The organism is Methanofollis tationis (assembly GCF_013377755.1).
GTDB classification, from domain to species: domain Archaea; phylum Halobacteriota; class Methanomicrobia; order Methanomicrobiales; family Methanofollaceae; genus Methanofollis; species Methanofollis tationis.
The window spans coordinates 1,775,221-1,801,536 of the sequence record NZ_JABXWR010000001.1; the positions used below are offsets into that span (position 1 = coordinate 1,775,221).

The window sequence follows — 26,316 nt, forward strand, 5'->3', positions numbered from 1 at the left end:
ATGGCGGAAAAGTCCGAGGTCAGACGGGCGGCCGGCGCCCTGAAAGGAGGGACGCAGGCCGGAGCCGGGGGGCTGCGGGTAGTGATCGCCGGGAAAGGGGGTGTGGGCAAGACCACGATCGCCGCCCTGCTCGCCCGCACCCTTCTCCGGGAGGGGCGCCGCGTCCTCGCCGTCGACGCCGATCCGCAGGAGAACCTCGCCTATGCCCTCGGCCTTCCGCCGGGAGATCGGATCGTCCCGCTTGCCGAGAACGCCAGTTACATCGAGGAGAAGGTCGGGGCGCGGCCCGGCGGGTGGGGCGGGCTTCTGACCCTCAACCCCGATACCGGGGATGCCGTCGAGCGTTTCGGGATCCGGTTCCCGGACGGTCTCGTCCTCCTGGTGATGGGGACGGTCGGCCGCGCCGGGAGCGGGTGTCTCTGCCCGGAGAACGCCCTTCTGCAGGGGGTGGTCAGATCGGTCGCCCTCGGTGCGGAGGATGCGGTGGTCCTGGACACACAGGCCGGGGTCGAGCACTTCGGCCGCTCCCTTGCCGGCGGCTTTTCCGATGCGATCGTGGTCGCCGACCCCTCATACAATGCCATCGCTGTCGCCCTCCATGCGGCGTCCCTTTCCACTGACCTCGGGATCCCGGCCGTCCACCTGGTCGTAAACCGCGTGCGGGACGAGCGGGACAGGAGCCGCGCCGGCGATCTGATCGGAGACCCTGGCCGGTTCGCCTCGGTCACCTATCTACCGCACGACGGGGCCGTTGTCAGGACCGAGCCCGACGTCACCCCGCTCCTCGATCAGGGGACTCCCTTCTCTACCGGGGTGCGTGCGCTTGCCCGTCTTCTCCTGCCTCCGACGCCGTGAATGGGCGAGGAACCGCCCGACCCCCTCCTTTCCGCCGCGACGCATCTCGAGGTGAGCGGTTGCGTGGCAGCGCTCGCAGAGGGCGACGAGGTTTGCGGGGTCGTCGTGGGTGGCGTCGCCGTCGATGTGGTGGACGTGGAGGTGCTCGCCGCTGCCGCAGACGGCACACCGGCCTCCTTCACGCGTGACGATCCGGTCGCGCAGGCGCTTCCACGCCCTGAGGGCGTATTTTTCCTTTACCGTGATCCTGACCGCAAACCGGGTGCAGAAGAGACTCCCACCGCCGCGCGAGACGTGCGGGCAGCGGATGCAGAGGGCGGCAAAACCGTTGAGGTCAGGCGCACCGTTGCAGAGGGACGGGCCGTAGGGGTCGAAGGCGGCAAGGGGGAGCTGGACTGAGGGCGTCATGGGCTTTTGATCTGATCACCGGAGGTTGGCCGCAGCCCTGCATAAGGGTTGGCATGGAGGCCGGACACCGACCGGTCTGATATTTCTCCCCTGGAGCCGAACCTGTTCCGATGTTCTATGCGACGGAATGACAGGGAGATAACGGATCGGGCCTGGATGGAGGCGGTCCTGAACGATGCGGTCTACGCCACCTTTGCCCTCTGCGACGGCGATGAGCCCTATGCGGTGCCGCTGAACTTCGCCTATCTTGATGGGGCCCTGTACGTCCATTCGGCACGTGAGGGGAGGAAGGTGAATGTCATGAGGAAAAATTCGTCGGTCGGGTTCAGTGTGGTCGTCGGCGTGGATATCACCTCCGACGAAGCGCCATGCGCGTGGGATATGCGCTACCGCAGCGTGAATGGTGTGGGGACCGCAGAGGCCGTCGAGGATCCAGCCGAAAAAGCGTGGGCACTGAACCTGATCGCGGCGAAGTACTCGAGAACGGGTTGCAACGTCTTCACGGAGAAGCAACTTGCCGCCGTCGCCGTCTTCAGGATCAGGGTCCGCTCTCTGGCCGGGAAGCGGGGAATGGACTGAACCGCTCCGACCATCATTTTTTCCTGCATTCTTTATTCCCTCCCTGTCCCAATCTGGTTCCAGACCATGCTCGATCTCCTTGCCCTCATCCTCACGGTCGCCGGTCTCTGCCTCTTCGAGACGATCCGCTCCATCGACAACGCCATCATCAACGCCGAGGTGCTCGGGACGATGGGGAGCGGGCGCGCCGGTGATCACCTTCGGCATCGTCGGGTAGTCCCTGTACAAATCGGTCAGGTTTGCGCAGTATATGGAGCAGCGTCATGGGGCCTGAGGTCGGGCACCGCTAACTGAATGGCCGGTGCGAGTTGTCGCAGACGCCCGAAGGGTCCGCCCCTATACCCGATGCCACCTGCACTGCTTCCGCGAAGCCAGAAGGATCGGCCGATCCGAAGAGGATCTTCCGGCCGTCGGCGAGACAGAACCGAACCCCCAGATTGCCCGCGACGTTATAGGCCTTCCCGCCCGCACCCCACCGAATCCCCCAGCCCCCGTAACTCGACAGGGGGCTGTAAGAGACCGGCGCATAGGCAACCGTCTCGTTCCAGCCGATCCGGCGGTATCTGAGGTGGAACGGAAAAAAACGGTAGTACAGCCCGTCACCCCTCACTTCTACCTGGAGGGCGAGCACGGTGAAGAAAAGGGGAAAGACGGTCCCGAATACGAGGGCGATCAGGACTGCCATCCAGTCCGGACCAGGGTTTGTTCCGAAAGGTATTCCGAGGACCACCTGCTGCACCGCCCCCCACCACGAGATGAGGGCGATGGCGAGGAGGAGCACCCAGAGCCAGATCTGTCTGAAGTGCTGCCGCTCCCTGAACAGGGCATGTTCAGTCACAGCACTCGTTCCCCAGCATCGCCGACACGACCTGTGGCGGCAGCGTCGTTCGCTCGCTGATACCAGCCTCAGAAATTCCTTTGGCCGCAAGACGTGCGACCACCGCCGGCATCGGTTCGGCCGCCTCGATCAGGTGGCCGTCCGGGTCAAAGAACCGGATCGCGCGCTGGGCCCATGGCTGTTCCCGGAGGGGGTGGAGGAGACGGACGCCGGCCTCTGCGACCCGCCCGGCCAGCGCTTCGATCTCCGCCGTCTCGAAATAGACCTCCATCGGCGGGGCCGGCGCCTCGCCCTGCGGCATCTTCCCGGCGTACAGCAGGCCGTTCACATAGGTGCGGTCCCAGAGGGCAAGCCCGCCGACAAACCCGATGTTCGCGCCGAGGTCCATCTCCACCTCCTGCCCGAGCAGATCGACATAGAAGGCCTTAGAGCGCTCGATATTGTTGACGAAGAGAACCGTGCTCCTGAAGGTGATGTCCATGAGAATTGAACTCTGCACCCGGAAGATAAAAGATATCCGGTTGAGTCTGGTTGTCAGAATTGTCGAAAAAGGGAAAGGCTCAGAAGCCCTCGTCGTCCTGAACGAGCTGGACATCGGCGATGTCGTGCTGGCGTCCGGCGAGTTTCTTTGCCTTGAAGATGTTCTTTCCTTCCTTGCCGATGGCAAGGCCGCGGTCCTCGGGCTTTACGTCCACGATCGCCACTTTCTCGCCGTCCTCGTTCTCCTCAAACGAGATCGAGAGGACCTGAGCCGGGAGGAAGCAGTTCTTCAGAAACTGTTCGGGGTCGGCGGAGTACTCGACAACCTCGATCCTTTTCCCGAAGGTGTCCGACGCCTTCTTGATGGTGGCGCCCTTCTTCCCGATTGCAAGACCCATATCGCCAGGATTGATCACAAAGATGATACGGTCGTTCCGCTCGTCGACGACGCAGTCGCGGCTTCCCGCGCCGGTCAGGTTCTCGAACTGGGAGATCAGCCGCATGCAGTCTTCTGTTAGCTTAATCTCTACCATCTAGGCCCTCTTGATGCTGAGGATGTCTGACTCGCCGGCCTCAACGATGGCGAGTGCACTGACGACATGCGGCCTTCCGCACGCTTTCCCGAGCTGCTTGCCCGAATCCTCATAGACATAGGTCGAGACGTCTTCACGGGCCATCATGGCTTCTTTGAATGCTGCGGGACAATTCCGGGCGATGACCACAAGCTGGGCCTTTCCGGCGTTGACACATTCTTCGGTTGAGTTCTGTCCAAGGAAGACCTTTCCGGTTTTTATGGCTCTTCTCAAAGACTCGTTAAAGTCCATATCAATTCTCCTGGTTTATGGGTTTGGCGATCAACTTGATATCCCCGGTTCCCATCTGGATCGGCTGACCGACAATGACGTTCTCGGTCACGCCGTTGAGGATATCGGTTTCATTTGCAACCGCCGCGTCGAGGAGGTGGTTCACCGTCACCTCGAATGCGGCACGGGAAAGCACGCTCTCCTTCTCGCCTGCAATCCCGTGCCGTCCGATCTGCTTGACCTCGCCGTCCATGCACATCATGTCGGCAATGAGCATGATGTGACGCACATCAACTGAGATACCCTGCTCGCCGAGGGTGCTCTTCATCTCATCGATGATCGCATTCCTCGCCGCCTCGATCCCGAGGATCTGAGAGATCTCGTTGATGTTGTTCGTGCGGGTCCGGGTGGTGTCGACACCCTCGATCTCGAACACGTCCTTAATGTTGGAGCCTTCAGTATAAAGTATATACTCTCCTCCCTCTTTCCGGACAACGACACGCTCAATGTCGTCGATACCCTGTACGATCACATTGCGTACATGTTCGGCCAGCTGGAAGAGGTTCTGATAACTCTCATTTTTGGGTGTGAAGACGATCGTTCCGTCTGCAGGGTTCCCCTCAGACTCGAAGTCGCGGTAATGGCGGCGGTCCCGGATCTTCTGTGGCGCCCGCTCCATGATCTCGGCCATCGAGATCTTCCTTTTATCGCAGACCTGCGGGTTCAGGCGCATCTCGACCTTCATGTTCGCCATGTCGGTGACGATGTCTCCAAATTCGTGGAGGGGGGCCGCTTCGATCTGCCAGGAGACTTCACGGGCCTTATCCCTGTCGATGGCATAGTCCACATCGAGATGGATGGTCATCGTCGGGGTCGAGGGCTCCTTGCGGGCGTCCATGATTTCGATCAGACGGGGCAGACCGAGGGTGACGTTGATCTCGGCCACACCGGCGTAGTGGAAGGTACGCATCGTCATCTGCGTGCCCGGTTCCCCGAGGGACTGGGCGGCGATGACCCCGCATGCCTCACAGGGTTCGATCCTGGTCTGAGCATACTCTGCCCAGACGCCTTTCATGATCTCCTCGAACGCTTCGCTGCTGACCTGCCTGCCTTCAAGACTCTCGATCAGTTCGTTCTTTGTCGCCTCGGGAAGATCGGCCGTATGGATGGTATCCAGCATCGATTCGTCCATCAGACCTCCTCCTTGAGCACATTCTCAATCACGCCTTTCACGTCCACCGGTGCACCGTAGTTGCTCTTTACCGGGTCAGTGCCGTCCTCGCCGTACTTGAACTGGAGCATGCGCCCTCCGGTCGTTCTCACTGAACGGTCGTATTCCACCTTCAGATCCTGCAGGGCGTTGATCATCCGCCGCTGCAGGTAACCGCTCTGCGATGTACGGACCGCCGTATCTACCAGACCCTCACGGCCACCGATGGCGTGGAAGAAGAACTCGGTCGGGTTGAGCCCGCTCTTGTACGACGAGCGGACAAACCCGTGCGCTGCCGAGCCGCGGTCGCCCCGCTTGAAATGCGGGAGGGTCCGCTGGTCGTAACCACGGACGATACGCTCGCCACGCACCGACTGCTGCCCGACGCACCCGGCCATCTGGGTCAGGTTCAGGATCGAACCTCTGGCACCCGAGACGGCCATCACCACAGCAGAGTTCGAGAGACCGAGGTGACGGGATGCAATCTCACCGGTGCGGTCACGGGCCTTGCCGAGCACCTGCATGATCTGCATCTCAAGGGTCTCTTCTTCGGTACGGCCGGGCATCGGTTCGAGTTGCCCGTCCTCGTAGATCTGGATCCGGCGGCGGACATCCTTCTCGGCGTTGTCCAGCACCTCCTTGATCTGGCCGTACTCGGTCTTGGTCAGGTCTTCGTCGTCGATCCCGAACGAGAACCCGTCGAACATGATCCCTCTGATCGAGAGGCGGGTCACGTCGTTGATGAACTGCGCCGCCCGCTTCTGCGAGTACTGGCGGATGATCCGGTTGACGATCTCACCGTCGAAGGCGCCGATCGCCTTTTTATCGATGGTGCCGGTGACCAGCTCGCCGTCCCGCATCTTTACGTAGGTATCCTGGTCGCAGAGCTCCTTCTTGCAGGTATCACAGTGCTTGCAGGAGGACGCCTTGAAGATCATGTTGATGCCGGGGGGGAGGATCGCTGAAAAGACCTGCTTGTTGCTCCAGTACTCCACGCCGTTCTCGACCTTTCCGGGCTCGGGCAGGTGTTCGACCTCGGCATGCCTCAGGAGGTAGAGCACCTCCTCCTTTGTGAACCAGCGGACTCCGTGGGTCAACAGGAAGATCCCGGAGATGTGATCGTGGATACCGCCGATGATCGGCCCGCCGAAGCGGGGCGACCGGATATTCTCCTCCACGTTCACCAGGATCTCGGCCTCGGCCATTGCCTCCTCGGTCTGCGGGACATGGAGGTTCATCTCGTCCCCGTCGAAGTCGGCGTTGTATGGCGGGCAGACTGCAGGGTTCAGCCTGAAGGTCTTGCCTTCCATGATCTTGATGTGGTGGGCCATGATCGACATCCGGTGCAGAGAGGGCTGACGGTTGAAGAGCACGATGTCCCCGTCCCGCAGCTGACGCTCGACTGTCCATCCCGGTTCGATCTGGTCGGCGACATCGCTTTTGTTCTCATCGGAGAGACGGATGCGCCTCTGGTCCGGGCGGATCACGTAGTTTGCGCCCGGCGGGTCGATTAAGTTCTTGCGATCGACGCCGTTCCGTACATAGAACCGCGCGGCCTCAAGGTTGTAGTTTGTCACCCGCACCGGCACGCTCATCTCGTTCGCGATTGCGAGAGGCACGCCGACCTCGTTCACATCAAGGAACGGGTCAGGGGATATGACGGTACGTGCGGAGAAATTCACACGTTTACCTGAAAGTGAGCCCCTGAAACGTCCGTCTTTCCCTTTCAGCCGCTGGGATAGTGTCTTTAACGGTCGGCCGGAACGGTGCCGCGCCGGCGGGCATCCGGCCACTTCGTTGTCCATGTAGGTGGTGACATGGTACTGCAGGAGTTCCCAGAGATCCTCGATGATCAGCTGGGGGGCGCCAGCGTCCTGGTTTTCCTTGAACCGCTGGTTGATCCTGATGATGTCCACGAGTTTGTGGGTAAGGTCGTCCTCTGAGCGCTGACCGTTCTCCAGGATGATCGAGGGACGCATGGTCACCGGCGGCACCGGCAGCACGGTCAGGATCGTCCACTCGGGCCGCGCCACGTCCGGGTTGATCCCGAGCAGTCTGAGGTCCTCGTCCGGGATCCTCTCCAGTCGGGCGCGGATGTCTGCCGGGGTGAGTTTGTGCTCGCCCTTCTTGCCGTTCTCCTCGACCACGACCTCGGAAAAGGTTGTTGGTTTCTCGAAGTTCACCTTCAGCTGCTGCTCGCCGCAATACGGGCAGACGCGCTCCTTCTTGATGTCCTTCTCGGTAACGAGGTCGCCGCTCTCGTCTTCCTCGGTCCCGACGATCTTTGTGATCTCGTCGGGCGAGAGGAGAAGCCTGCCGCAACTCCGGCACGAGACACGGAGCAGTTTTCTGATCAGCCGGGTGTAGCCGACGTGGATCACCGGCTTTGCGAGTTCGATGTGGCCGAAGTGGCCTGGACAGTCGCTGGCCTTCTGGGCGCAGGTCTTGCACCGCATACCCGGATCGATGACGCCGAGGTGGAGGTCCATCAACCCCTGTGAATACGGATATCCGTCGTCGTCGTAGGTGTCCGCCCAGATGATCTTTCGCACGCTCATCTGACGGATCTCCTTGGGCGAGAGGAGACCGAACTCTATCTTTCCAATTCTCTTCGGGCTTGTCATATTCTCTCCCCCCTTTATACCATGTCCTCAAGCCGCAGACGCGGTGCGATGCCCATGCTCTTCATCTCATCGAGCAGGAGTTTGAAGGCGTAACTCATCTCGACCGAGTAGATATCGGTTTCTGAGCCGCAGTTGAGACAGCGCGTGATGTTCCGTTTCCGGTCGAGCATGGCAACCATACCGCACTTTGCGCAGACGTACTGCTGCACCTTGTCGGACTCGTCGAGCAGACGCTCCTTCAGTGCCATGGCGGCGCCATGGCCGATCATCACGTCGCGCTCCATCTCACCGAACCGCAGACCGCCCTCACGTGCACGCCCTTCAGTCGGCTGCCTGGTGAGCACTTGGATAGGGCCGCGCGAGCGCGCATGCATCTTCGAGGAGACCATGTGGTAGAGTTTCTGGTAATAGATCACGCCCATATAGATGTCGGCGTGGAACTGTTTCCCGGTGAAGCCGTCGTACATCACCTCGCGCCCGGTATGCGAGAAACCAAGCTGCTTGAGGGACTCGCGCATGTCCTCCTCGCGCTCGCCCCGAAACGGCGTGGCGTCGATCCTGCGCCCTTCGAGCGCCCCGATCTTGCCGCCGATCATCTCGAGCATATGCCCGATGGTCATCCGGCTCGGGACAGCGTGGGGGTTAATGACGAGGTCGGGTGCGATGCCCATCTCGCAGAACGGCATGTTCTCCTGCGGAACGATCCAGCCGACGACACCTTTCTGTCCATGTCTGGACGCAAACTTGTCGCCGACCTCAGGCACCCTGATGTCACGGGTCCGGACCTTCACGAGGCGCGACGAGTTCTCGCCCTCGGTGATGATCACGGTGTCCACAATGCCGTGCTCGTTCGAGCGCATCGTCACCGAGGTGTCGCGCCGCTTTTCAACGGCGATCAACTCGCCGCTCGGCTCTTCGAGGAATCTGGGCGGGGATGTCTTGCCGATGAGGACGTCTTTCTCGTGGACGTTCGTCTCCGGGTTGATGACGCCGTCGTCGTCGAGGTTCTGATAATACTCGGCGCCGTGAGCGCCTGAGACCTCTTCGTCCGGGATCTGGATCCGGTCCACCTGACCGCCCGGGTAACGGCGCTCCTCTCCTTCGTAGGTCCTGAAGAAGTGGGAACGGCCAAGGCCGCGCTCGATCGAGGCCTTGTTGAAGATGAGCGCATCTTCAATGTTGTAGCCTTCGTATGAGAGAATGGCGACGACGAAGTTCTGGCCGGCCGGCCGATCGTCGGATCCGATCAGGTCAGAGGCCTGGGTGTAGACCATCGGCTTCTGGCAGTAGTGCAGGAGGTTGGCCCTGGTGTCCGGCCGCAGCTTCATGTTCGCCGCCGCAAAACCGAGCGCCTGCTTGACCATGCCTGCACCCATCGTGACACGGGGCGATGCGTTGTGCTCGGGGAAGGGGACGTGTGCAGCGCCGATTCCCAGGATCAGGGAGGGATCGATCTCGAGATGCGTGTGCTCCGGGGTGATCTCCTCCTCGCGGATGGCGATAAAGAGGTTCTCTTCCTCCTCGGCATCGACGAACTCGATCAGGCCGCGCCGCACGATATCGCCAAAGGTGTTCTCGCCGTTCTGGACGAGGGCGAGGTCTGCGCTGGTGATCAGCGGCTTTCCGTCCTTTATCACGATCAGCGGCCTTCTGGCCCTGCCGCGGTCGGTGTTGATGACCACGTCGCCGTTGAACTCCTCGTAGGCGATGTTCACTTCGGATGAGATCGCGCCGTGGCGGCGCATGGCGCGCCCCTTTTCGACAAGCTCCTCCGGGTTCTCAACGAGTCCGATCAGAGAACCGTCAAGAAAGACGCGTGACTTTTTCATGGTCTGATCCTCCCGATGCTCAGCGGTTCGACGCCGAGGTTGTAGAAGATGCTCTTGACCTCGTCGGTGTTGTCATAGCCCTTTGAGATCTCTACCATCTGGGCGAAGTTTTTCACAAGGCCACAATTTGGACCTTCTGGCGTTTCGGAGGGACAGATCCGCCCCCACTGGGTGGGGTGCAGGTCACGGGCCTCGAAGTGGGGCTGGGACCGCGAGAGGGGGGAGATGACGCGCCGCAGGTGGGAGAGCACGCTCATTCGGTCGGTGCGGTCCATCAGCTGGGAGACGCCGGTCCGTCCACCGACCCAGTTGCCGGTGGCGAGCGGGTGGAGCAGGCGCTCGGTGAGCACGTCGGCGCGCACCGCCGTGCTGATGGAGAGGTCGCGGTGGCGCATGCTCGCGCGCTCGAGCTGGTACTTGATGTCCCTTGTCAGGCGGTTCAACGAGATCCTGAAGAGGTCCTCCATGAGATCGCCGGCAAGTTTCAGCCTTTTGTTGGAGTAGTGGTCCTTATCGTCGATCTTCCGCCGGCCGAGCACGAGGTCGAAGCAGGCTTCTGCCATGCGGCCGAGGAAGTGCGCCTTTGCGAGCCTGACGCCGATCACCGCTTCTTCATAGCCCGGGTCGCCCTCTTTGAGGTCCTCGGGCATCAGGTAGTTGAGGTGGGGCAGCAGGTAGGAGTCGAGCACGAACTCGGCCCTCCGGCGCTGGTACTCGCGCGTCTGGTTGGGGGCGAGTTTCTTGCCTACATACATGACGCCGTCCTCGATGGTGCTGCAGTCGGACTCTTCAAGGTTCTGCATCATGTAGGTGAGGATGTCCTCGTCGGTCGAGACCGCTTCCACGATCTCCCGGTCGCTACCCAGGCCGAGCGCCCTCATCAGATCGACGAATCTGAGGTGTCCGGCAACTGACGGGAACGAGATTTCAAGGAGGTTCTTCTTGTTTTTCTCCACAACAACGAGCGCACGGTAGCCGCGGAACTGTGAGAAGACTTTTGCCACGTAGATCCGTTCGTTGTAGCGCTCGGTGAACTCGGTCATGATCTTGTTTGATGCAAGATCCTCAAGTGTCATCAGCACGCGCTCTGAACCGTTCACAATGAAATAGCCGCCTGGATCCAGTCCGTCCTCGCCATAATTTACCCGATCGGTATTGGAAAGGCCGGCAAGGTTGCAGGCCACCGATCCGACCATGATCGGCAGTTGTCCGATCGTGGTGGTGAATGGTTCGCCGCGCATCTCTCCCTGTACAAGTGTCATGTCCAGCTCGATCGGCGCCGCATAGGTGAGGTTGCGCAGCCGCGCCTCAGCGGGGTACAGCATGCTCTGGGAGCCGTCGGCCTCTCTGACGGTTGGCTTTAAGATCCGGATTGTGCCGAGCTCAACCCAGACCGCCTCGCTGTTCTTTCCCCGGTTTTCGATGTCGGTCTCGATGATCCGCTGCTCGTCGACCACTTTCTGGAGATTGTACTCAAGAAAATGATTGAATGAGTCCAGCTGGTGACGGGCGACATGTTCGCCTGAGAAGTACGCCCTCGATAAAATACTTCTGTCTAACAGGTTTATCCGCCCCGATTCACTTCTTTGGTCTCTTGACCACATGCCGATAGGATTCGGCGATGCCGGCCGTCTGGCTGTTCCGTGTTATTTTGATAACGTCTCCGATCTTTGCCCCGATCGATTTTACAGCGGGGTCATCGCTGTAGATGCGGGGAAGCTGATCGAGTGTTATCTGGTAGCGGGAGAGGAGATCCTCTACTTCCTCTTCGCTCATTTTCTGATGATCAGGCACCATTACATGATCCAGAACATTAAATCTGGTGCTCATCTTGATCCCCCCGGACGAGAAAGAGTTAAATTCAGATGCATCACCACGCAAAAACCACAGTCTGCGCCATGGCAGCGGGCCTAGAGGGATTTGAACCCCCGACCATCTGGTTAAAAGCCAGACGCTCTACCTAACTGAGCTATGGGCCCATTGTGCAGACAGCATTATTACAATGACGTCTCGAGTTATAAAAGTATCGGACCTGCCCGGTCCTGCTGTGGTTTTGCTGGTTGATTCTCACATATGTCATGATAAGATTTAACTGCTCCGATTCTGATTATTCGGTGATGACCGGACCAGACGAAGAAATTCCGCAGATGCAATGGGCGATCAGTGCCATCATGCGCGCCAATTATCTCATCTACTTCTGTATCGCGATCATTCTGGTTCTTCTTGCCTTCGCCTCTTTTTATGATGTCGCCCTGGAGTTCCTGCAGGCTTTTGAGGGGGGCCTCGTCACGACAAACGGCATCCTTCAGGTGCTCCACGCCCTGCTGGTAACCATCATCATCATCGAGATCCTGGAAACGGTGACGGCGTATTTCCGGACAAATCAGCTCCAGGTCAGGCCCATCCTGATCGCGGGGCTGACGGCGATGGTGCGGAAGGTCCTGGTCTATGGCCTCGAACCGACCGATCTGATCGATGTTGTCGGGACGGTTGCCGTTATCGCCGTGCTGACGGCGGCGATAGCGGTGGTGGGGAGAGAACAGGAGGTGTGATTTTTTGGGGTGGGGCGGACCTGAAAAGGTACGCCGGAAGTTCGCCTGAGGGGCGAGACCGGGGGGCAAAAAAAGTTATTCTGATTTTTTCGCGGGGGTGCTCTCGATCTCGGCTTTGATCTGAGCGAGGCGCTCCTGCTGGAATCTTATGCTGTTCTCCATATTCCTGATGGCGAGGGAGATCTTCTCGCTCGCCCGAGAGTCATTGATATTATAGGTCGTCTCCAGGATGCGGAGCAGGCGATTGTTCACGTCGACCCCTTTTGCAAGGCGGGCGTACTCGTCGACCAGAGATCTGTCGAGTCCTGCCTCTTTTGCACGCTCGACGTCGCTCCTGATGATCTCTCGGCGTTTCAGCACTCGTTCGATCGCCTCGTAGAGCTCGCGGTGCGTGATGGGTTTGAGGATGTAGTCCTCTATATAGGAGCCATACCCCTCTGCTTCGTCGGGGGTCAGCTGTTTCGCCGTCAGCATGAGCACCGGGATCTCGCGGGTCTTCGGGTCTATCTTGATGTTTTCCAGGGTTTCCCAGCCGTCCATAGGTTCCATCATGATATCGAGGAGGATCAGATCGGGTGCGACGGTCTTGAGAATTTCGAGTCCTTCTTCTCCACTATATGCCGCAATCGCCTGATAACCGCCGCGCTCCAGCATGGTGACGAAGACGTCCACGATGAAGGGGCTGTCATCCACGACGAGCACGGTGTACATCAGAGTACCTCCGCAATATCTGCCGCAATCTTCGTCAGAGCCGTGTACGTCGCCTCGAGGTCTGCTTTATCTTCAAGAACGACGGCGAGGAGGGTGCGTTCGCCCGCGCTGATCACCATGATGGTGGCGTCGGGGCTCATGACCGTGATCCGCTCGGGTGGCTGGATATGAGATATGCTGGCCGCCGCTTCGGCTGATGCGAGCATCGTTGCGCTCATTGCTGCAAAAGAAGGAACAGATACGCCGCCGGTGAATGCCCTGCCCATCAGGATCCCGTCACGCGAGGTGATCACGCAGGCCTTAACTCCTTTGACGCCCGTGATCTCCTTGATGAACTGGTTGATCCTCTCTTTGAGTCCCAGATGTTCTGACATGCCCACCTTACCTTATCCCTGTTCATATAACATTTTTTGGTTTCCTGTATCTTTGAGTATCCTTGCCTTTTCCAATACGGGTTGGTTATACTCGCCAGGACTTATTTTCTGGCAAAATTTTCTGAATATTTTCTCTCCGCCGCTTTTTGTTCCTTCTTCGCCTCTTTTGTCCCCTTCTGTGCCGTGTTCTCTTTTTAAATGGTGCTTTTGATCGATAGGTTCTATTATGTCATGATTGCAAAATACGTAGTCTTTAATGGGCACGGCGATAGTCATAATTAATAGTATATATACTATTCGATTTTTGATGATTAACATAGAGTTATAATATGTACAATACCTAATCCATATTAATGGATATTCCGAGAGGTACCTTCTCTTCTATCAGACGGGATATACTCTTATCCGCCATACTCTCTGAGATCCGGGAGATATCGTTTTCCGGGTATGTGACGGTGAGTTGCGGCGGGGTTCCCGGTTCCCTCGTTTTCTCAGAAGGGACCTGTATTCTCGCCGAGTACCAGGGCCTGCAGGGTCATGCGGCCTGGCAGGAAATCCAGGCGCGGGGCGGTGAGGCGGTCGAGGCCGGGATGCATCTTCTCACCCCCCAGCAGATCAGACTTGCATCAGAATTCAACAAAAAAGCGGCAGTTTCTGTGCTGCCTCCTCCCCGGCAGGCCGGGAGAGCAGATGGGGGCCGAAATGCCCGGGCAGGCATGCCGCCGGCGAAGAAAAGCCCCGGGGCGGCAGGCCGCCTCAGGGTTCCTCGCGGCACGTTCTGCGAGATCAGGCGCGACCTTCCGGTCAATGAGGTGATCGATGATCTGGGGAAGCGCGGCTTTTCCGGCTATGGTCTCTTTTCCGGGGGTCCCGGTACGTTCACCCTGGTATTTTCCGGTGGCGCCTGCATTCTTGCCGACTGCGGTGGTGAGCCTGGGTGTGCCGCCCTGAAGCTGGCAAAGACAATTGCACGCATCTCTGAAGTGAGTCTCTATGGGTTGTCAGACCGGCAGGTCGCCCTTGCCCTTGAGTTCAACGAGGGCTATGGCACCGCCCCTGCCAGTGCCGTCTGCGAGGTCGGGTGCCGGAGAACCGCCGCGGACAGTGGGGTTGTGCGCCCTTCCTTCGGTTCTGCGTCTCATCCTGGTGTAGAGGGGCAGGGCCGGCAGACCAGGAGAAAGGATGAGCCAGTCTCATCTCGAATGTCAGATCTGGATCTTCTCTACATCGAGGGCCTCGATTCGATCGACCCTGCAGCGATGGCGGCTGATCTGAAATCCAGCTATGTCTCGATCCTCGGTCGCCTCGATCTTGGCCACCTGATTGATAGGAAAGAGGAAAAGGAGTGTGAATGACGATGGAAGATGGAACAATGCTTGTGGCACTGGGGGAAATTATGGTCGTCCTCCTTGCCCTGATAGGTGTAGGAGTTGCCGGATGCGTGCTGTACCTGGTCCGGATCAGAGACCAGATGGACGAGATCCTCAAAGAGTTCTCTGAACGGCATCAGATCACCCAGTTGCGTGACATGATTGGCGGGACCCCCAGGGAACCGGTGGACCTCTTCAAACTCTTCAAGCATATCCAGAAGTCGCGGGAAGTGGAATGGGATAAACCGCCGCAGGATGTCGAGGTGGTCGAGGGCCAGAGCGATATCATGGGGAGCATGAAGGCACTCTGCGAAAAGTACTATCTGGACGCCTTTACGATCGCAACTGATGACGGACTCGTCGTTGCCTCCTCGATGGATGACGCCGCCGCCGATGCTGCAAAGTACAGCCACGCATTCACCGCGGGCACGCTCCCCGACGACCCGCAGGTGATGCTCTTTGGTGTCAGGCACAAAGGATCGCCGCTTGTCGGCATCATCCGCACCGATCGCAACATTCCTGAAAAATGGGTGGAAAGCATGGAAAACGATGCCGTTTCAATCCTGAAGCGGTGGTTGTGAGGATATGCTGCGTACAATCCACAGATCTGGACGAGGGATGAGATGATAAGAGCATATACCATTGCATCAGGCAAGGGGGGGACGGGCAAGACGACCGTCACGGTCAATCTTGGGACCGCCCTTGCACAACTTGGAAAAGAAACGTACATCCTCGACGCTGATGTCGGCATGGCAAACATCGGGATTCTGCTCGGACTGGAAAACGTCCCGGTGACTCTCCATGAAGTGCTCGCCGGCAAAGCAAAGGTCGATGAGGCGATCTATGACGGCCCGGCCGGACTGAAAGTGGTGCCGAGCGGCATATCGCTGCAGGGGTTCCAGGACGCAAACCCCGACCGGTTGCGCGAGGTGATGCACGATCTTGTCGATCGCTGCGATTACCTCCTCATCGACGCCCCGGCGGGGATCAGTCGTGACGGCGTGGTGCCCCTTGCAATCGCAGATGAGGTGATCCTGGTGGTGAACCCCGAGCTTTCCTCGATCGTCGACGCCCTCAAGACCAAGATCCTTACCGAACTGGTCGGCGGCCATGTCCAGTATGCGATCATCAACCGGGCGGGCAAGGATAATCTTGACTTCGTCGAGAAAAAAATAGAAAAATCGCTTGGCGTCAAGTCTCTTGGGTCGGTTCCGGAAGACAGCCATGTCCGTGAATCGGCAGCGTACAAGACACCTGTTGTGATAAAGTATCCGACCTCTGGCTCTTCACGGGCGATAAAGAGGATCGCGGCAGAAATTTCCGGGTGCGAATATAACGACGATACCGCTTCGGCGCGCGAAGGTTTCATAGACAGACTTGCAAAGGCCATTTTCAGGGGGAAAAGATAAATGGATGCGTTTGATATGGGGGGGATCCTCCTTATTATTCTGGGAATCGTGATCGTCCTTCAGCTCTTCATCATGTACATCATGTATGTGCGGATCCAGCAGCTCCTCAGCGAAGTGGACGTTCTCGGGAGCAGGATGCGGATCACCGACAGCGAGCTTGAGGCCCTCACGAAGAATGTGGAGAAGTTCAAACAGCTCAGGATCTGATCCGCCGGCGCGGCGTTTCTCGCTCCTGTCCTCTCTTTTTGTGCCGGGCCGTAAATCGCCGGCCTGATGGAAGAATACATATAGGCAGAGGTCAAAATGTATAGAGTCAAGTGGGGTCATAGGGTAGCCTGGACCATCCTAGGAGACTGGGGGTCTTCTGACCCGCGTTCAAATCGCGGTGACCCCATTTCTTTTTAATTCGGTGTTTTATGAAATTTCAGCCACGATGTACAGAGTGTCTTCTCTCACGGGTCGCCTACGAGGCCGCCCTGGTACTCGACGATCCGGACCGGATCGAGGGGATCAGGCGCACCGCAGCTGAGGTTCTCTCTGCGGGTGAGGGTGAGGGTCTTGCCGCGCCGGTGCTTGCGAGCCGGGTGCACCGCTGCGCGTACCGTCTGATCGGAAGCGACGATCCCTATCTGGCCTTGAAGCGGCAGAACAACAGCGATGCCCTTGCCGCCGCTACGGTGATCGCACCGCGTCTCTCGTCTTTCCACGATAATGTGATGGCGGCCGTTCTCGGGAACACCTTTGACTATGGGGTTCAGGCGCATCAGGTGACCGACGACTTCCTCTCATTTTTTTTCCGGGAATTTGAGAAGGGCCTTGCGATCGACGACACCGATCGGATCCTTCGGCTCTGCAGGCGCGTCGTCTATATCACCGACAACTGCGGTGAGATCGTCTTCGACCGTCTCCTCATCCTCTTCCTGAAAGCGATGGGGGCGGAGGTGACCCTCGCCGTCAGGGGGGCCCCGATCCTCAACGACGCCACCCTTGAGGATGCCCGCGCCCTCGGGCTGGATCTGATCGTCGACCATCTGACCACGACGACGCGAGGTGAAGCCGAACTCGGTATCAACCCCCTCCTCCTTCCGGACGATCTTGCCTGCACCCTTGATCGCTGCACGCTTGTGATCGCCAAGGGGATGGCGAACTACGAATCTCTGACTGATATCTGTGATTTCCCGCCGGTTGCCCACCTGATGGCGGTGAAGTGCGAGACAATTGCAGAGATGACCGGCGTGCCCCGGGGTTCGGTGGTGGCGCTCCTCAGGGAGTGACACCCTCGCCCTGCATCATCGCATCCATGCACTGTCCGATCAACGCCTCAATACGGGTGTTGCCCGGGCAGCGTTTCTCGGCCTTAGTACAGAAGAGGGCTGCCTCCCGGTATCTTCCGAGCCTGATCAACCGTTCGGCCATCTCGGTGAGCAGGTCGATGTTCTCGGGGTCGAGCCGGCACCCCCTCATAAGGTACTCGATCGCCTCGTTGTCGGTTCTGGCAGTTTTTGCGAGGTAATACATCAGCTCCGGTTGGTTCGGGCTCATGTTCATGGCCTTTTGAAATGCGGTCCTGGCATCCTCATCCTTCCCGAGGAGGTGGCAGGCGATCCCGTGGCCGAGCCATGCCTCGCCCTCATATCGATTGAGGGTGAGAGCTGCGAGAAACGCTTCGTCTGCAGGTTCGGATCTGTCAAGTTTGAGAAGAACGTTGCCGAGCATGACGAGCGCCCTGATATTCTCAGGCTCGCTCGTCGCCGCCTGGATAAAGAGCTGGTACGCCTCGTAATAATCCCCCACTGCCATCAGCACCTCGCCCTTGCCGACGAGGAAGTCCGGGTGGTCAGGGACGGCCCGCAGGGCCCGATCAAAAAAGGAGAGGGCTTCCTCGTATTCACGCATCGAGAGGTGGGTCACCCCTTCGTTGTACCAGCCGAGTGCATACCTCTTTTGAGGGGGGATGTGTACCATGAGATCACAGGAATGGGTAATGTATTTGATTGGTGTTCTTAGATTTAATTATTTTGTTCACTTTTCAAATTAATTTTATTATTATCTATGATTATCTCTATTTTTTTAGCATGAATCATTTGTTTCGGTCTTTTTTGTTCTCCGCTCTGGTGTGGAGCTCCGCATCACACCCCCGACTGGCCCTGTTGAGCGTTGGATCCGGATAAAGATGGGCTCATCTTCACCCAGACAGGTATATATGTCTCCTGCCCGAATGCTCACCCATGGAACTGCTGGGCATCTCCATCGGCTGGATCCTGATCGTACTCGGGGCGCTCTTTCTCCTGATCGAGACCTTAAACCCTGGTTTTTTCATCGCTGTTCCCGGAACGGTGATGATCATCCTGGGTGTGCTCTTCGTGATGGGGTTCGACGTCTTTGGTTCGACCCTCGGTGTTGCCGTGGGTGTGGCGACCGCCCTCGCAGCGGCTGCCTTAACCGTCTGGCTCTATGCCAGGATCACGCCTGACGAGCGGCCGACAACGATCAGCCGGGACTCGATCGTCGGTCATGTGGGCCGGGTGGTCAGGGAGGTCGTCCCGGAGAACATCTCCGGCAAGGTAGCGATCGGCGGCGTCGAGTGGTCGGCGCGTTCTGTCGCAGGTGCCCTCCCGGCAGGGACAGAGGTGGTGGTCGTGCGCTCTGAAGGGGTGCACGTCATCGTCGAGGAGGTACGATAATGGTGTTAGCCGAGATTCTCAATAACCTGATCACGATCTTTCTGATCCTGGTGATCATCTTCATCATGTCCAGGGGTGTCGTGATCATCCAGCCCTATCAGCAGGGCTTGCAGATCCGCCTCGGAAAATATATCGGACGGCTCAACCCGGGTTTTCGGTGGGTGATACCCCTGATCACCACCGTCGAGAAGCTCGATCTGCGGACGACGGTGATGGACGTGCCCTCGCAGGAGGTGATCACGAAGGACAACTCGCCAACGAACGTCGATGCGATCGTCTACACTCGCGTAATCGACCCGGAAAAGGCCTTTTTCGAGGTCTCGAACTACCGGATGGCGACGGTCGCCCTCGCCCAGACGAGCCTGCGCGGGATTATCGGTGACATGGAACTCGACGAGGTGCTCTACAACCGGGAGCTGATCAACACCAAACTGCGGGACATCCTCGACCGCGAGACCGACCAGTGGGGCGTGAAGGTTGAGCGGGTGGAGATCAAGGAGGTCGATCCGGTCGGTGCGGTGAAGAATGCAATGACCGAGCAGACTGCCGCGGAGCGCGAACGGCGTGCGGCGATCCTGCGGGCGGAGGGCGACAAGCGCTCTGCGATCCTGCGGGCTGAGGGGAACCGCCAGAGCATCATCCTCGAAGCTGAGGGCGAGCGGCAGAGCAAGATCCTCCGTGCCGAGGGCGAGCGCCTCTCCAGGATCCTGCAGGCGCAGGGGCAGGCACAGGGGCTGCGCATCCTCTCCCTGGGCTCCCGGCCCCTGGACAAAAAGGCGATCACCGTCCTCTCTCTGGACGCCCTGCGGCAGATGGCCGACGGGCAGGCGACGAAGATCATCTTCCCGTTTGAACTGACGAGCCTTATAAAACAGAGTGCACGGTTCCTCGGGGCGACTGAGGAGATGCCCGAAGAGGAGGGGGTCGGGGCCGCGGGCGCCCTTGACGAGGCGATTATCGGCACGATCCCGAAGCCAGAGGAGGTCGAGCGCCTTCTCAAGCAGCTCACAAAAGAGGTTGAGAGTGGTGAGACGATCGAGGAGTTGAAGACCGGGCCGGCCCCCTGGGCCCCGTGATGCTCCCTGTTTCTCAGCTCTCTTTTTTGTTTCTTCTCTCTCCCCTCTGAAATTCCGATGGGCCTGGAAAGAGGTCGCCCCTTCAGAGGTGAAGAAGATAGGGCAGCGCAATAAGCCCGATCATCATCGAGAGGAGGAGCCACGAGACCACAAAGACGATCGTCTGACCATAGCGCCCGAGCCCCCGCGGTTCGAGCACGCGGTCCACCCCTTCCTTGAGGATATAACCGCCGTCGAGCGGCACCATCGGGATCGCATTGAAGATTCCCACGTTGATGTTGATCCAGGCCGACCAGAAGAGGAGGTGGACAATCCCCCAGAAGAGGGGGAAGGGCTCCTCGAAGTATGCCGTCGCCGGTGTGGCGAAGGCGAGCACCTTGAGTTGCTGCCCGCCGATGGACATGTCGAAGGGGATGGTCACGAAGCGCAGAAAGCCGATCGGTGAGAACATCTGGCCGACCGTCTCCTGCACGGCCCCGGCGTCGTAGTAGTAGATGCCCATATAGCCTGAATCCCGCGGCCCGGAGACGTTGGTGATCTCTTCGGGCCATTCGGCCAGGGTGACGGGGTAGGAGGAGACGGCGCCGTCTTTCTCGACGGTGAGGCTGATCTGATCGCCGGGCTCTGTGGCGTTGAGGAGGGCGCTCACGTCTACCCGTGTGAATACGTCGATCCCGTTCACCTCCGTGATCACGCTCTGCGTTGGTACACCTGCGGCATTTGCCGGGCCCCCTTCGTAGACGCCGTAGATCGCCGGGAGGGCCAGGGGCGTCGCCATCCCCACGGCCCCGATGAAAAGAGCGAAACAGACGACCCCGACGACGATGTTGTTCGTGATCCCGGCACCGAGCATCCGCGCCTTGGGGAGGCCGTGGACCTTCTCTGCGTCCTCCTCGTCGGGTTCGACGAAGGCGCCGATCGGGATCACCGCATAGAGGAGTCCGGCGCTTTTCACCCGGATATGCTCGATCCTGCAGAGCACCCCGTGGCCGAACTCGTGGATCGCAAGGGTGAGGAAGAAGGCGAACCAGACGGCGAAGGTGGAGGGGACGTACTCGTTGATGCCGGGGAGGAGGAGGATATTCTGGGGTTTGTATATTCCGGTTGGCTCGGGCTGGACGAGAAGCGTGAGCCTGAAGGAGAGGACGAGCAGCAGCGTCATCAGCACGGCGGCGATCACCACCATCACGACGCCGAAGGTACCGTATGCCCGCAATACTCGTGAATAGGGTACAAACATATCGAAAATCCGCACCTTTGTTGTGCGTATCATCATGATGGGGCCGTAAAATCCGATATGGTCCCCAAACCGTCCTGTTTTCCGAACATATGCGACGGCGAGTATGTAGGTCACGATGAGAAATGCGACGATCAGTGTCCAGTCCATCTGAGATTAGTGGTGGTCGCCGCACCCTGATAAAGGGTTCTTGCCTGGATCAGGCAATCTCCAGGAATCCGGGAATACGATCGGGTTCCTGGGGATCCTTCCTGTGAAATGGGAAGAAAGGAGATTTTCGTTGTCAGAATGGTAGTATTTTTTAGAGTTGTCCATGCATAGAATTTTGAATTATAGAAATTTTTATATATTGTGCGGTGTATTGGCACTATCTATCTGGACGGCCTCACGGGCCCGGTGACGATGGGGATCTTCTCTCCGGCAGGGCGGTCCTGGATGACAGGTGATATGATGAAATTCTCCGATGTGAAGTGCTGTGCTCCCCTCCTCGGGTGCGTTTTCCTGACGGCATCATTGACGGTTCTGCTCCAGCACACCGGTGTCGATCTGATGATCTTCTCTGATGTTGCTCCCTTCCTCCCTGCACTTGCAGGATATGTCATAACTCCGCCGGGTTTTGTCATGACGGTTCTCGTGCCCGGGCTTGCCCTCTCGATCATAGACCTTGCCCTCCTGAAGCGCGCCATTTTTGGCGGTGAATAACGCTGGATTCTGGCAGTGTTCAGGCAAAAAAGTCCCCGAGGCTTCGCTGGCGGCGGTCCCTCATCATCTCCTCCACCGTCTTCCAGCTCTTCCGGGCGAAGGCCGGCGGCACGCCGTCGGCCCTGATCTGTTCCCTCAGATAGGCGATGGTGGCGGGGTCGGAGGGATAACCGCTCCCGATCGCACCGAACGCCTCCTGAAGTTCTATGATCCGCCGGTCGCGGCTCACCTTGGCGACGATGGAGGCGGCGCTGACGACCGGAAAGAGGGCGTCGGCGTGGTGCCGGGCAATGACCGGGCACGGCGATCCGAGGGCGGTGACCGTGGCGGCGTAACGCTCTTCGTTGACGTCGCAGGCATCGACATAGGCGGTCTGCGGGGCGAGGGCGGCGATCACCCCGGCGTGTGCCCGGGCCACGATCGTGTTCATGCTCATCTCCTCTCTGAAACGGTCGATATCCGCGGCCGAAACCTCGATCACGGTCCAGGGGAACGAACCGGTGATCTCGTCGTACAGTGTTGCCCGGTGTTTCGGCGTGAGCACCTTGGAGTCCTTCACGCCGGCCGGCAGGTCACCCATCTCCTCGCACCCGACCCCTCCCACGACCATCGGCCCGAGCACGGCCCCTTTTCCTGCTTCATCGACCCCGCAGATCATCGGTACAAGGGTGGATGCACAAGATATTTCAAGCGTGGGGCGGCAAACTGGTGTGGATGTACATCATCATCGTTGGCCTCGGCGGGATCGGGAGAAACCTTGCGGCGATCTCGGCGGAACATGGCGATAGCGTCGTTGTCATCGATCAGGACGAGTCGAAGTGCAACGATATTCTCGACCACTACGACGTGCTTGCGATCACCGGGGACTCCACCGACAGTTCGGTGCTGGACGACGCCGGCATCGACCGGGCCCAGAGCCTTGTTGCGACGACGAGCGACGATGCGGTGAACCTGATGACCTGCTGGCTCGCAAAGCGCTACAACGTCACGAACGTCGTCTCCATCGTGAACCAGAAGCAGCACTCCGCATTTTTCAAGGAGGTCGGGGTGAAGATCAGCGAGAACCCCGACGAGCTGGTGGCGACCCGTCTGTACTACTGGGCCGAGAACCCGAACCTGCAGCAGCTCGCCTCGATCCCCGGCGGGACGATCTTCGAGTTCGTGGCAGAGGATGGGGCGCCCTTCATCGACCACGAGATCAGGGAACTCGAGGTGAAAAACTTCGTCTTCATCGCCATCCGCCGGGCCGGGGGCGAGTTGATCATCCCGAGCGGAAATGTGAGGATCCGGCCGGGCGACTCGATCACGGTTTTCACGAAGAAAGAGGCCGAACGGGAGTGCCTTGATATCCTGAACCGGCAGCTGAAAAAAGCAGAAGACTAAAACCGATCCCCCGGATTACATATCTCCGGACACTATTTTCAGATCTCTTATTTTCACCGGAGAGGGCAGGGGGGTCTCCCTGCTGCAGGTCAGTTCACTGCGGCATGCCGCCCGGGGATCTGCCGCCGGGCTGACCGGTTCCGGAGGCGCCCGCATAGGTGACGATGCCCGAGATCGTCACCCCGGTCACCTGAGTGCCGGCAGTGCAGGTTCCCCCCGTATACAGGCCGTCGGCGACCGTGCCGGTCGAACTGCCGCCCGAGTACAACCCATAGGGTCAACTACCCCGGCCTGAAGTCCGGGGACTCTTTGCGGAGTTATTTGAACCGTTTGAATCGAGGCCGTCGCCCGCGGCATCGATGATGACGTATCAGCCATTGATGTACAGATGGTAGGTGCCTGAGGCTTCAAAGGCGTTCTGCCCGGGCCGGCCGTTTATAATAGGGCGATGACGAAAAGGAGCCGGAAACGCCCGGATGGTGTAAAAAATGGAGGGGGAAACCGCAGAGACCTGCCTGGGTTTTATGGTGCCGCAGATCCCTGTTTCACCCGAGGGAGTCTTTGAGGTGCTTGAGTTCGAGGAGGAGTTTCGGGTTGCGCTTGATGATCTCCTTCAGGAGGGCCATCACGGTGATCTCGCTGAAGTTGATCCCTTCGATGGAGCGGGCGAGGGTGTTCATCTTCTCGTCCGAGAGGGTGATGAAATACTCTTTCACCCGGTAGTTGCGCTCAAGGGTGCGGCCCATTTTTGAACTCCGCCAGCCCTCGTCATAGGGCATCAGGGCCGCCTTCGAGGCGTCGCCTGCGGCGATCGCCTTCGCCGCCACTTCGGCGGCCATTCTGCCGGTGATCATGGCGTTGCCGATACCGCCGCCGGTGATTGGGTCGACGACCCGTGCAGCGTCGCCCACGATCATCAGGCCGTCAGCGACCGTGCAGGGGAGGGGCCTGCTCACCGGGTCCCCGCCAAAGACGCACTCGATGATCCTGCCCTCAGGATAGCGCTCCTTCATGAAGCGGTCGAGGTAGTCTTTCGCCCTCATGCCGGGCTTTGACTTCGACGCCGGGATGCCGACGCCGATATTCGCGCTCCGTTCCCCCTTGGCAAACACCCATAGGTAGCCCTGGGGGGCGACCTCCTCGCCGAGGTAGAAGTCGTTGGAATGGGGGTCGATGTCGATCCCGGTGACGAGGTACTGGGCGCAGCTCATCATCTCACGGAGGGGGAGGGTCGTGTCGATCCCGCACCAGCGGGCGAACTTTGACTCGACACCGTCGGCGGCGATGGTGACCTTCGCCCTGATGGCGCACCGCTTCCCGCAGAACTCCACCGTCGCCCCGCAGACGCGTCCCTCTTCGATGATCGGTGCCACTGCCCGTGTCTTCACAAAGACATCGGCCCCTGCCTCAGATGCCTTCCAGACAAGTTCCCGGTCGAAGAACTTCCGGTCGAGGACATAGCCGACCTCGGTGCCGGCCCGTCCCTCATCGAGGGCGATGGAGGTGCCGTCAGGGGCGACGATCCTGGCCCGCTGGATATCGGCAGAGATCCAGCGGGGGTCTGGCTCCATGAACTCTTTTAAGAGTTCTTTTCCGATCCCTTCGGCACAGCGAACCGGCGCACCGATCGCCGGCCGCTTCTCGATGATACATGCGGAGAGGCCGGCCTTTGCGGCGGTCCATGCCGCGAGCGCTCCGCCGGGGCCGCCGCCGATGACGAGAATATCGTATTCACTCTTCATCGGTCACCTCCAGGGCTCCGAGCGGGCAGGCCTTCGTACACAGCCCGCAGCCGATGCAGGCGCCGGTATCGACGGTCAGGTAGGCATCGACCAGTTCGAGAGCCCCTTCAGGGCAGACCGATACGCAGGCACCGCAATAGCCACATATCTCCCGGTGAATCGTAAGCATTGTACTCAATAATTATCCTCCCCGTCCATTAATAGTATCTTCCGATCCCTGCCGCAGTCGTTCACCAGGTTTTGTTAACGCGATGTCGCTCCACCCGTTTTTCATGCCCAAAATAGCGGGTTCTGCTCACATCCGGCAGACCTCGATCTGTCTTCCGCTCTCTGTCATGTAGGCGGCGATACGCCCGACGGTGTGCTCGACCATCCCGCCTGAGGTGAGGACCAGGGAGTTCTCGCCGTTCACCGCCCGCAGCAGGCACTTGTCTATGACGCCGTAGGTGAAGTCGAGGGCGATCTTCTCGTCACCAGCGAACCGTTTCGCCTTCGTGCCCATCGCTCCGACCCGCTCCACCGTCCCGGAAGAGAGGAGCGTTTTCACCCGGTCTGCCGCCCCGTCGCCGACGTCGGCGATGTAGATCCTGCCGTGACCGTCAGGGGAGACGCGGCCGAGCACCTGCCGCTCGACAAGGTCGGTGAAGGCGAGAGCGTTTCCGGGTGGCGCCTCCCGCGAGAGAACGCCGCGCCCGGCAAGTTCCCTGAAGAGGTCCATCACCACCGGGGGCTTGAGCCTCGCCCGGTGCAGGAGCGCGACGTCGGAAAAGAGCGCCTCTGCCGTGCCCGTGCTGAGCACCTCGCCCTGGTCCATCAGGACCACGGTGTCGGCCCAGCGGTATGCGAGTTCCACGTCGTGCGTCGAGAGGATCACCGTCCGCCCGCTGTGGTTCACCTCGTCGAGCAGGTCCATCACCTCCTCGGCGGTCGCGGGGTCCAGCGAACTTGTCGGTTCGTCGAAGACGATCACCTCCGGGTCCATGGCAAGCACGCCGGCGATCGCCACCCTCTTCTTCTCCCCGCCTGAGAGGTGGTGGGGCGGGCGTTTCTCGAAGCCGACGAGCCCGACATCGTGCAGGGCCCTGGCGACGACGCTTTTCACCCGGTCCGCCGGCATCCCGAGGTTCACCGGCCCAAAAGCCACGTCCTGCCAGACCGTCGGGGCGAAGAGCTGGGCGTCTGAGTTCTGGAATACAAGCCCCACCTTGCGGCGGACCTCCCGCAGGGACCGGGTGTCGTAGGCGAGCGCCTCGCCGTCGAGGAGCACCCGCCCCTTCGTTGGCCTCAGGGTGCCGTTGCACATCAGGAGAAGAGTTGTCTTTCCGGCCCCGTTCGGGCCGACGAGTGCGACCTTCTCCCCTTTTTTCACGGCGATGCTGATCCCTCTGAGGGACTCGGGGCCGTCCTGATAGGCGAAGTGGACGTCCTGGAATTCAAGTGCACAGGTCAT

31 protein-coding genes, 2 tRNA genes and 2 pseudogenes are annotated in these 26,316 nt (G+C 59.5%); 14 read left to right on the forward strand and 21 right to left on the reverse strand.

Annotated features, from left to right (window positions below):
• Positions 1–855, forward strand: coding sequence for an ATP-binding protein (locus HWN36_RS09235; protein ID WP_176789071.1), 855 nt, complete (start codon positions 1–3; stop codon positions 853–855).
• A gap of 63 nt (positions 856–918) precedes the next feature.
• Here the strand turns inward: HWN36_RS09235 and HWN36_RS09240 are convergent.
• Positions 919–1,263, reverse strand: a pseudogene (locus HWN36_RS09240) (HNH endonuclease); the annotation flags it as partial.
• Positions 1,264–1,380: 117 nt separating this feature from the next.
• Here HWN36_RS09240 and HWN36_RS09245 point away from each other — a divergent pair.
• Together HWN36_RS09245 and HWN36_RS12355 are read left to right on the forward strand one after the other, a co-directional pair.
• Positions 1,381–1,842: a pyridoxamine 5'-phosphate oxidase family protein gene (locus tag HWN36_RS09245; protein WP_176789072.1), complete on the forward strand. Its 462-nt coding sequence runs from the start codon at positions 1,381–1,383 to the stop codon at positions 1,840–1,842.
• 66 nt (positions 1,843–1,908) lie between these two features.
• Positions 1,909–2,016: pseudogene (locus HWN36_RS12355) on the forward strand (DUF475 domain-containing protein); the annotation flags it as partial.
• A gap of 112 nt (positions 2,017–2,128) precedes the next feature.
• On the opposite strand, the gene HWN36_RS09255 reads toward HWN36_RS12355, so the two are convergent.
• The 10 genes from HWN36_RS09255 to HWN36_RS09300 all read right to left on the reverse strand — a co-directional run bounded on the left by HWN36_RS09255 (position 2,129) and on the right by HWN36_RS09300 (position 11,605).
• Positions 2,129–2,680 (reverse strand): DUF6141 family protein, encoded by a 552-nt coding sequence (locus tag HWN36_RS09255; RefSeq protein ID WP_176789073.1) that lies wholly within the window; start codon positions 2,678–2,680, stop codon positions 2,129–2,131.
• Positions 2,673–3,161, reverse strand: a complete 489-nt coding sequence (locus tag HWN36_RS09260; protein WP_176789074.1) for a VOC family protein — start codon at positions 3,159–3,161, stop codon at positions 2,673–2,675. Before HWN36_RS09260 ends, HWN36_RS09255 begins: the two co-directional genes overlap by 8 nt.
• A gap of 79 nt (positions 3,162–3,240) precedes the next feature.
• Entirely contained in the window at positions 3,241–3,693 is a 453-nt protein-coding gene (locus tag HWN36_RS09265; protein ID WP_004039975.1) for a NusA-like transcription termination signal-binding factor, read from the reverse strand.
• On the reverse strand, positions 3,694–3,984 hold the full coding sequence (locus HWN36_RS09270; protein WP_004039974.1) for a 50S ribosomal protein L30e: 291 nt from the start codon (positions 3,982–3,984) through the stop codon (positions 3,694–3,696).
• Between the two features lies 1 nt (position 3,985).
• Complete coding sequence (rpoA2, locus tag HWN36_RS09275) at positions 3,986–5,155, reverse strand: DNA-directed RNA polymerase subunit A'' (RefSeq protein ID WP_176789075.1); 1,170 nt, start codon at positions 5,153–5,155, stop codon at positions 3,986–3,988.
• Complete coding sequence (locus tag HWN36_RS09280; protein WP_176789076.1) at positions 5,155–7,797, reverse strand: DNA-directed RNA polymerase subunit A'; 2,643 nt, start codon at positions 7,795–7,797, stop codon at positions 5,155–5,157. The genes rpoA2 and HWN36_RS09280 overlap by 1 nt, the downstream gene beginning before the upstream one ends.
• A gap of 14 nt (positions 7,798–7,811) precedes the next feature.
• Positions 7,812–9,626, reverse strand: a complete 1,815-nt coding sequence (gene rpoB / locus HWN36_RS09285) for a DNA-directed RNA polymerase subunit B (protein WP_176789077.1) — start codon at positions 9,624–9,626, stop codon at positions 7,812–7,814.
• Positions 9,623–11,230 carry a DNA-directed RNA polymerase subunit B'' gene (locus HWN36_RS09290; protein ID WP_176789078.1) on the reverse strand — a complete coding sequence of 536 codons (1,608 nt, stop codon included), beginning with the start codon at positions 11,228–11,230 and terminating at the stop codon, positions 9,623–9,625. The genes rpoB and HWN36_RS09290 overlap by 4 nt, the downstream gene beginning before the upstream one ends.
• Positions 11,205–11,456 carry a DNA-directed RNA polymerase subunit H gene (locus HWN36_RS09295; RefSeq protein ID WP_176789079.1) on the reverse strand — a complete coding sequence of 84 codons (252 nt, stop codon included), beginning with the start codon at positions 11,454–11,456 and terminating at the stop codon, positions 11,205–11,207. Before HWN36_RS09295 ends, HWN36_RS09290 begins: the two co-directional genes overlap by 26 nt.
• A gap of 75 nt (positions 11,457–11,531) precedes the next feature.
• Positions 11,532–11,605 (reverse strand) — tRNA-Lys (locus tag HWN36_RS09300).
• Between the two features lie 138 nt (positions 11,606–11,743).
• Here HWN36_RS09300 and HWN36_RS09305 point away from each other — a divergent pair.
• Entirely contained in the window at positions 11,744–12,178 is a 435-nt protein-coding gene (locus HWN36_RS09305; protein WP_176789080.1) for a phosphate-starvation-inducible PsiE family protein, read from the forward strand.
• 75 nt (positions 12,179–12,253) lie between these two features.
• Here the strand turns inward: HWN36_RS09305 and HWN36_RS09310 are convergent, their stop codons facing one another.
• Genes HWN36_RS09310 through HWN36_RS09320 form a run of 3 tightly spaced genes read right to left on the reverse strand, consistent with a single transcriptional unit; the run spans position 12,254 to position 13,539 of the window.
• Positions 12,254–12,889, reverse strand: coding sequence for a response regulator (locus tag HWN36_RS09310; RefSeq protein WP_176789081.1), 636 nt, complete (start codon positions 12,887–12,889; stop codon positions 12,254–12,256).
• Positions 12,889–13,263 carry a roadblock/LC7 domain-containing protein gene (locus HWN36_RS09315; RefSeq protein ID WP_176789082.1) on the reverse strand — a complete coding sequence of 125 codons (375 nt, stop codon included), beginning with the start codon at positions 13,261–13,263 and terminating at the stop codon, positions 12,889–12,891. The genes HWN36_RS09310 and HWN36_RS09315 overlap by 1 nt, the downstream gene beginning before the upstream one ends.
• 12 nt (positions 13,264–13,275) lie before the next feature.
• Entirely contained in the window at positions 13,276–13,539 is a 264-nt protein-coding gene (locus HWN36_RS09320; protein ID WP_176789083.1) for a hypothetical protein, read from the reverse strand.
• A gap of 77 nt (positions 13,540–13,616) precedes the next feature.
• Here HWN36_RS09320 and HWN36_RS09325 point away from each other — a divergent pair, with 77 nt between their 5' ends.
• From HWN36_RS09325 to HWN36_RS09350, 6 genes are all read left to right on the forward strand, one after another.
• Positions 13,617–14,618 carry a hypothetical protein gene (locus HWN36_RS09325; protein WP_176789084.1) on the forward strand — a complete coding sequence of 334 codons (1,002 nt, stop codon included), beginning with the start codon at positions 13,617–13,619 and terminating at the stop codon, positions 14,616–14,618.
• A gap of 17 nt (positions 14,619–14,635) precedes the next feature.
• Positions 14,636–15,214: a hypothetical protein gene (locus HWN36_RS09330; protein WP_218133218.1), complete on the forward strand. Its 579-nt coding sequence runs from the start codon at positions 14,636–14,638 to the stop codon at positions 15,212–15,214.
• Between the two features lie 42 nt (positions 15,215–15,256).
• On the forward strand, positions 15,257–16,042 hold the full coding sequence (minD, locus tag HWN36_RS09335; protein ID WP_176789086.1) for a cell division ATPase MinD: 786 nt from the start codon (positions 15,257–15,259) through the stop codon (positions 16,040–16,042).
• The gene (locus HWN36_RS09340) at positions 16,043–16,249 is read left to right on the forward strand and encodes a hypothetical protein (RefSeq protein ID WP_004039954.1); all 207 of its coding nucleotides are present in this window, start codon (positions 16,043–16,045) and stop codon (positions 16,247–16,249) included. It abuts the gene before it with no gap.
• A 112-nt stretch (positions 16,250–16,361) separates the two neighbouring features.
• A tRNA-Pro gene (locus HWN36_RS09345) sits at positions 16,362–16,436 on the forward strand.
• 22 nt (positions 16,437–16,458) lie between these two features.
• Positions 16,459–17,316 (forward strand): damage-control phosphatase ARMT1 family protein, encoded by an 858-nt coding sequence (locus tag HWN36_RS09350; protein ID WP_176789087.1) that lies wholly within the window; start codon positions 16,459–16,461, stop codon positions 17,314–17,316.
• Here HWN36_RS09350 and HWN36_RS09355 read toward each other — a convergent pair.
• Complete coding sequence (locus HWN36_RS09355) at positions 17,306–18,007, reverse strand: tetratricopeptide repeat protein (protein ID WP_176789088.1); 702 nt, start codon at positions 18,005–18,007, stop codon at positions 17,306–17,308. The genes HWN36_RS09350 and HWN36_RS09355 overlap by 11 nt on opposite strands.
• Before the next feature lie 263 nt (positions 18,008–18,270).
• On the opposite strand from HWN36_RS09355, the gene HWN36_RS09360 reads away from it, so the two are divergent.
• Together HWN36_RS09360 and HWN36_RS09365 are read left to right on the forward strand one after the other, a co-directional pair.
• On the forward strand, positions 18,271–18,726 hold the full coding sequence (locus HWN36_RS09360) for an NfeD family protein (protein ID WP_176789089.1): 456 nt from the start codon (positions 18,271–18,273) through the stop codon (positions 18,724–18,726).
• Entirely contained in the window at positions 18,726–19,802 is a 1,077-nt protein-coding gene (locus HWN36_RS09365; RefSeq protein ID WP_176789090.1) for an SPFH domain-containing protein, read from the forward strand. The genes HWN36_RS09360 and HWN36_RS09365 overlap by 1 nt, the downstream gene beginning before the upstream one ends.
• An 82-nt stretch (positions 19,803–19,884) precedes the next feature.
• Here the strand turns inward: HWN36_RS09365 and HWN36_RS09370 are convergent, their stop codons facing one another.
• Positions 19,885–21,189: a site-2 protease family protein gene (locus HWN36_RS09370; protein ID WP_176789091.1), complete on the reverse strand. Its 1,305-nt coding sequence runs from the start codon at positions 21,187–21,189 to the stop codon at positions 19,885–19,887.
• A 201-nt stretch (positions 21,190–21,390) separates the two neighbouring features.
• On the opposite strand from HWN36_RS09370, the gene HWN36_RS09375 reads away from it, so the two are divergent.
• Positions 21,391–21,741: a hypothetical protein gene (locus tag HWN36_RS09375; RefSeq protein WP_176789092.1), complete on the forward strand. Its 351-nt coding sequence runs from the start codon at positions 21,391–21,393 to the stop codon at positions 21,739–21,741.
• A 19-nt stretch (positions 21,742–21,760) separates the two neighbouring features.
• On the opposite strand, the gene rnhB is transcribed toward HWN36_RS09375, so the two are convergent.
• Positions 21,761–22,399, reverse strand: coding sequence for a ribonuclease HII (gene rnhB, locus HWN36_RS09380; protein ID WP_176789093.1), 639 nt, complete (start codon positions 22,397–22,399; stop codon positions 21,761–21,763).
• A 56-nt stretch (positions 22,400–22,455) separates the two neighbouring features.
• Here rnhB and HWN36_RS09385 point away from each other — a divergent pair, with 56 nt between their 5' ends.
• Positions 22,456–23,124: a potassium channel family protein gene (locus HWN36_RS09385; protein ID WP_176789094.1), complete on the forward strand. Its 669-nt coding sequence runs from the start codon at positions 22,456–22,458 to the stop codon at positions 23,122–23,124.
• Positions 23,125–23,218: 94 nt separating this feature from the next.
• On the opposite strand, the gene HWN36_RS09390 is transcribed toward HWN36_RS09385, so the two are convergent.
• The 4 genes from HWN36_RS09390 to HWN36_RS09405 form a co-directional block, all read right to left on the reverse strand.
• A complete protein-coding gene (locus HWN36_RS09390; protein WP_176789095.1) occupies positions 23,219–23,392 on the reverse strand; it encodes a hypothetical protein in 174 nt (57 codons plus the stop codon).
• 277 nt (positions 23,393–23,669) lie between these two features.
• Positions 23,670–24,866 carry an NAD(P)/FAD-dependent oxidoreductase gene (locus tag HWN36_RS09395; RefSeq protein ID WP_176789096.1) on the reverse strand — a complete coding sequence of 399 codons (1,197 nt, stop codon included), beginning with the start codon at positions 24,864–24,866 and terminating at the stop codon, positions 23,670–23,672.
• Positions 24,856–25,035 carry a 4Fe-4S binding protein gene (locus tag HWN36_RS09400; protein WP_004039925.1) on the reverse strand — a complete coding sequence of 60 codons (180 nt, stop codon included), beginning with the start codon at positions 25,033–25,035 and terminating at the stop codon, positions 24,856–24,858. The genes HWN36_RS09395 and HWN36_RS09400 overlap by 11 nt, the downstream gene beginning before the upstream one ends.
• Positions 25,036–25,161: 126 nt before the next feature.
• A complete protein-coding gene (locus HWN36_RS09405) occupies positions 25,162–26,316 on the reverse strand; it encodes an energy-coupling factor ABC transporter ATP-binding protein (RefSeq protein ID WP_176789097.1) in 1,155 nt (384 codons plus the stop codon).

Coding starts and splice junctions, on each gene's coding strand:
- HWN36_RS09235 (WP_176789071.1), top strand. CDS start 1: ATGGCGGAAAAGTCCGAGGTCAGACGGGCGGCCGGCGCCCTGAAAGGA.
- rnhB (WP_176789093.1), bottom strand. CDS start 22,399: ATGATCTGCGGGGTCGATGAAGCAGGAAAAGGGGCCGTGCTCGGGCCG.
- HWN36_RS09350 (WP_176789087.1), top strand. CDS start 16,459: ATGAAATTTCAGCCACGATGTACAGAGTGTCTTCTCTCACGGGTCGCC.
- HWN36_RS09365 (WP_176789090.1), top strand. CDS start 18,726: ATGGTGTTAGCCGAGATTCTCAATAACCTGATCACGATCTTTCTGATC.
- HWN36_RS09295 (WP_176789079.1), bottom strand. CDS start 11,456: ATGAGCACCAGATTTAATGTTCTGGATCATGTAATGGTGCCTGATCAT.
- HWN36_RS09280 (WP_176789076.1), bottom strand. CDS start 7,797: ATGACAAGCCCGAAGAGAATTGGAAAGATAGAGTTCGGTCTCCTCTCG.
- HWN36_RS09260 (WP_176789074.1), bottom strand. CDS start 3,161: ATGGACATCACCTTCAGGAGCACGGTTCTCTTCGTCAACAATATCGAG.
- minD (WP_176789086.1), top strand. CDS start 15,257: ATGATAAGAGCATATACCATTGCATCAGGCAAGGGGGGGACGGGCAAG.
- HWN36_RS09360 (WP_176789089.1), top strand. CDS start 18,271: ATGGAACTGCTGGGCATCTCCATCGGCTGGATCCTGATCGTACTCGGG.
- HWN36_RS09245 (WP_176789072.1), top strand. CDS start 1,381: ATGCGACGGAATGACAGGGAGATAACGGATCGGGCCTGGATGGAGGCG.
- rpoB (WP_176789077.1), bottom strand. CDS start 9,626: ATGAAAAAGTCACGCGTCTTTCTTGACGGTTCTCTGATCGGACTCGTT.
- HWN36_RS09405 (WP_176789097.1), bottom strand. CDS start 26,316: ATGACCTGTGCACTTGAATTCCAGGACGTCCACTTCGCCTATCAGGAC.
- HWN36_RS09325 (WP_176789084.1), top strand. CDS start 13,617: ATGGATATTCCGAGAGGTACCTTCTCTTCTATCAGACGGGATATACTC.
- HWN36_RS09355 (WP_176789088.1), bottom strand. CDS start 18,007: ATGGTACACATCCCCCCTCAAAAGAGGTATGCACTCGGCTGGTACAAC.
- HWN36_RS09385 (WP_176789094.1), top strand. CDS start 22,456: ATGTACATCATCATCGTTGGCCTCGGCGGGATCGGGAGAAACCTTGCG.
- rpoA2 (WP_176789075.1), bottom strand. CDS start 5,155: ATGGACGAATCGATGCTGGATACCATCCATACGGCCGATCTTCCCGAG.
- HWN36_RS09320 (WP_176789083.1), bottom strand. CDS start 13,539: ATGACTATCGCCGTGCCCATTAAAGACTACGTATTTTGCAATCATGAC.
- HWN36_RS09270 (WP_004039974.1), bottom strand. CDS start 3,984: ATGGACTTTAACGAGTCTTTGAGAAGAGCCATAAAAACCGGAAAGGTC.
- HWN36_RS09305 (WP_176789080.1), top strand. CDS start 11,744: ATGACCGGACCAGACGAAGAAATTCCGCAGATGCAATGGGCGATCAGT.
- HWN36_RS09395 (WP_176789096.1), bottom strand. CDS start 24,866: ATGAAGAGTGAATACGATATTCTCGTCATCGGCGGCGGCCCCGGCGGA.
- HWN36_RS09400 (WP_004039925.1), bottom strand. CDS start 25,035: ATGCTTACGATTCACCGGGAGATATGTGGCTATTGCGGTGCCTGCGTA.
- HWN36_RS09370 (WP_176789091.1), bottom strand. CDS start 21,189: ATGGACTGGACACTGATCGTCGCATTTCTCATCGTGACCTACATACTC.
- HWN36_RS09265 (WP_004039975.1), bottom strand. CDS start 3,693: ATGGTAGAGATTAAGCTAACAGAAGACTGCATGCGGCTGATCTCCCAG.
- HWN36_RS09315 (WP_176789082.1), bottom strand. CDS start 13,263: ATGTCAGAACATCTGGGACTCAAAGAGAGGATCAACCAGTTCATCAAG.
- HWN36_RS09290 (WP_176789078.1), bottom strand. CDS start 11,230: ATGTGGTCAAGAGACCAAAGAAGTGAATCGGGGCGGATAAACCTGTTA.
- HWN36_RS09340 (WP_004039954.1), top strand. CDS start 16,043: ATGGATGCGTTTGATATGGGGGGGATCCTCCTTATTATTCTGGGAATC.
- HWN36_RS09310 (WP_176789081.1), bottom strand. CDS start 12,889: ATGTACACCGTGCTCGTCGTGGATGACAGCCCCTTCATCGTGGACGTC.
- HWN36_RS09330 (WP_218133218.1), top strand. CDS start 14,636: ATGCTTGTGGCACTGGGGGAAATTATGGTCGTCCTCCTTGCCCTGATA.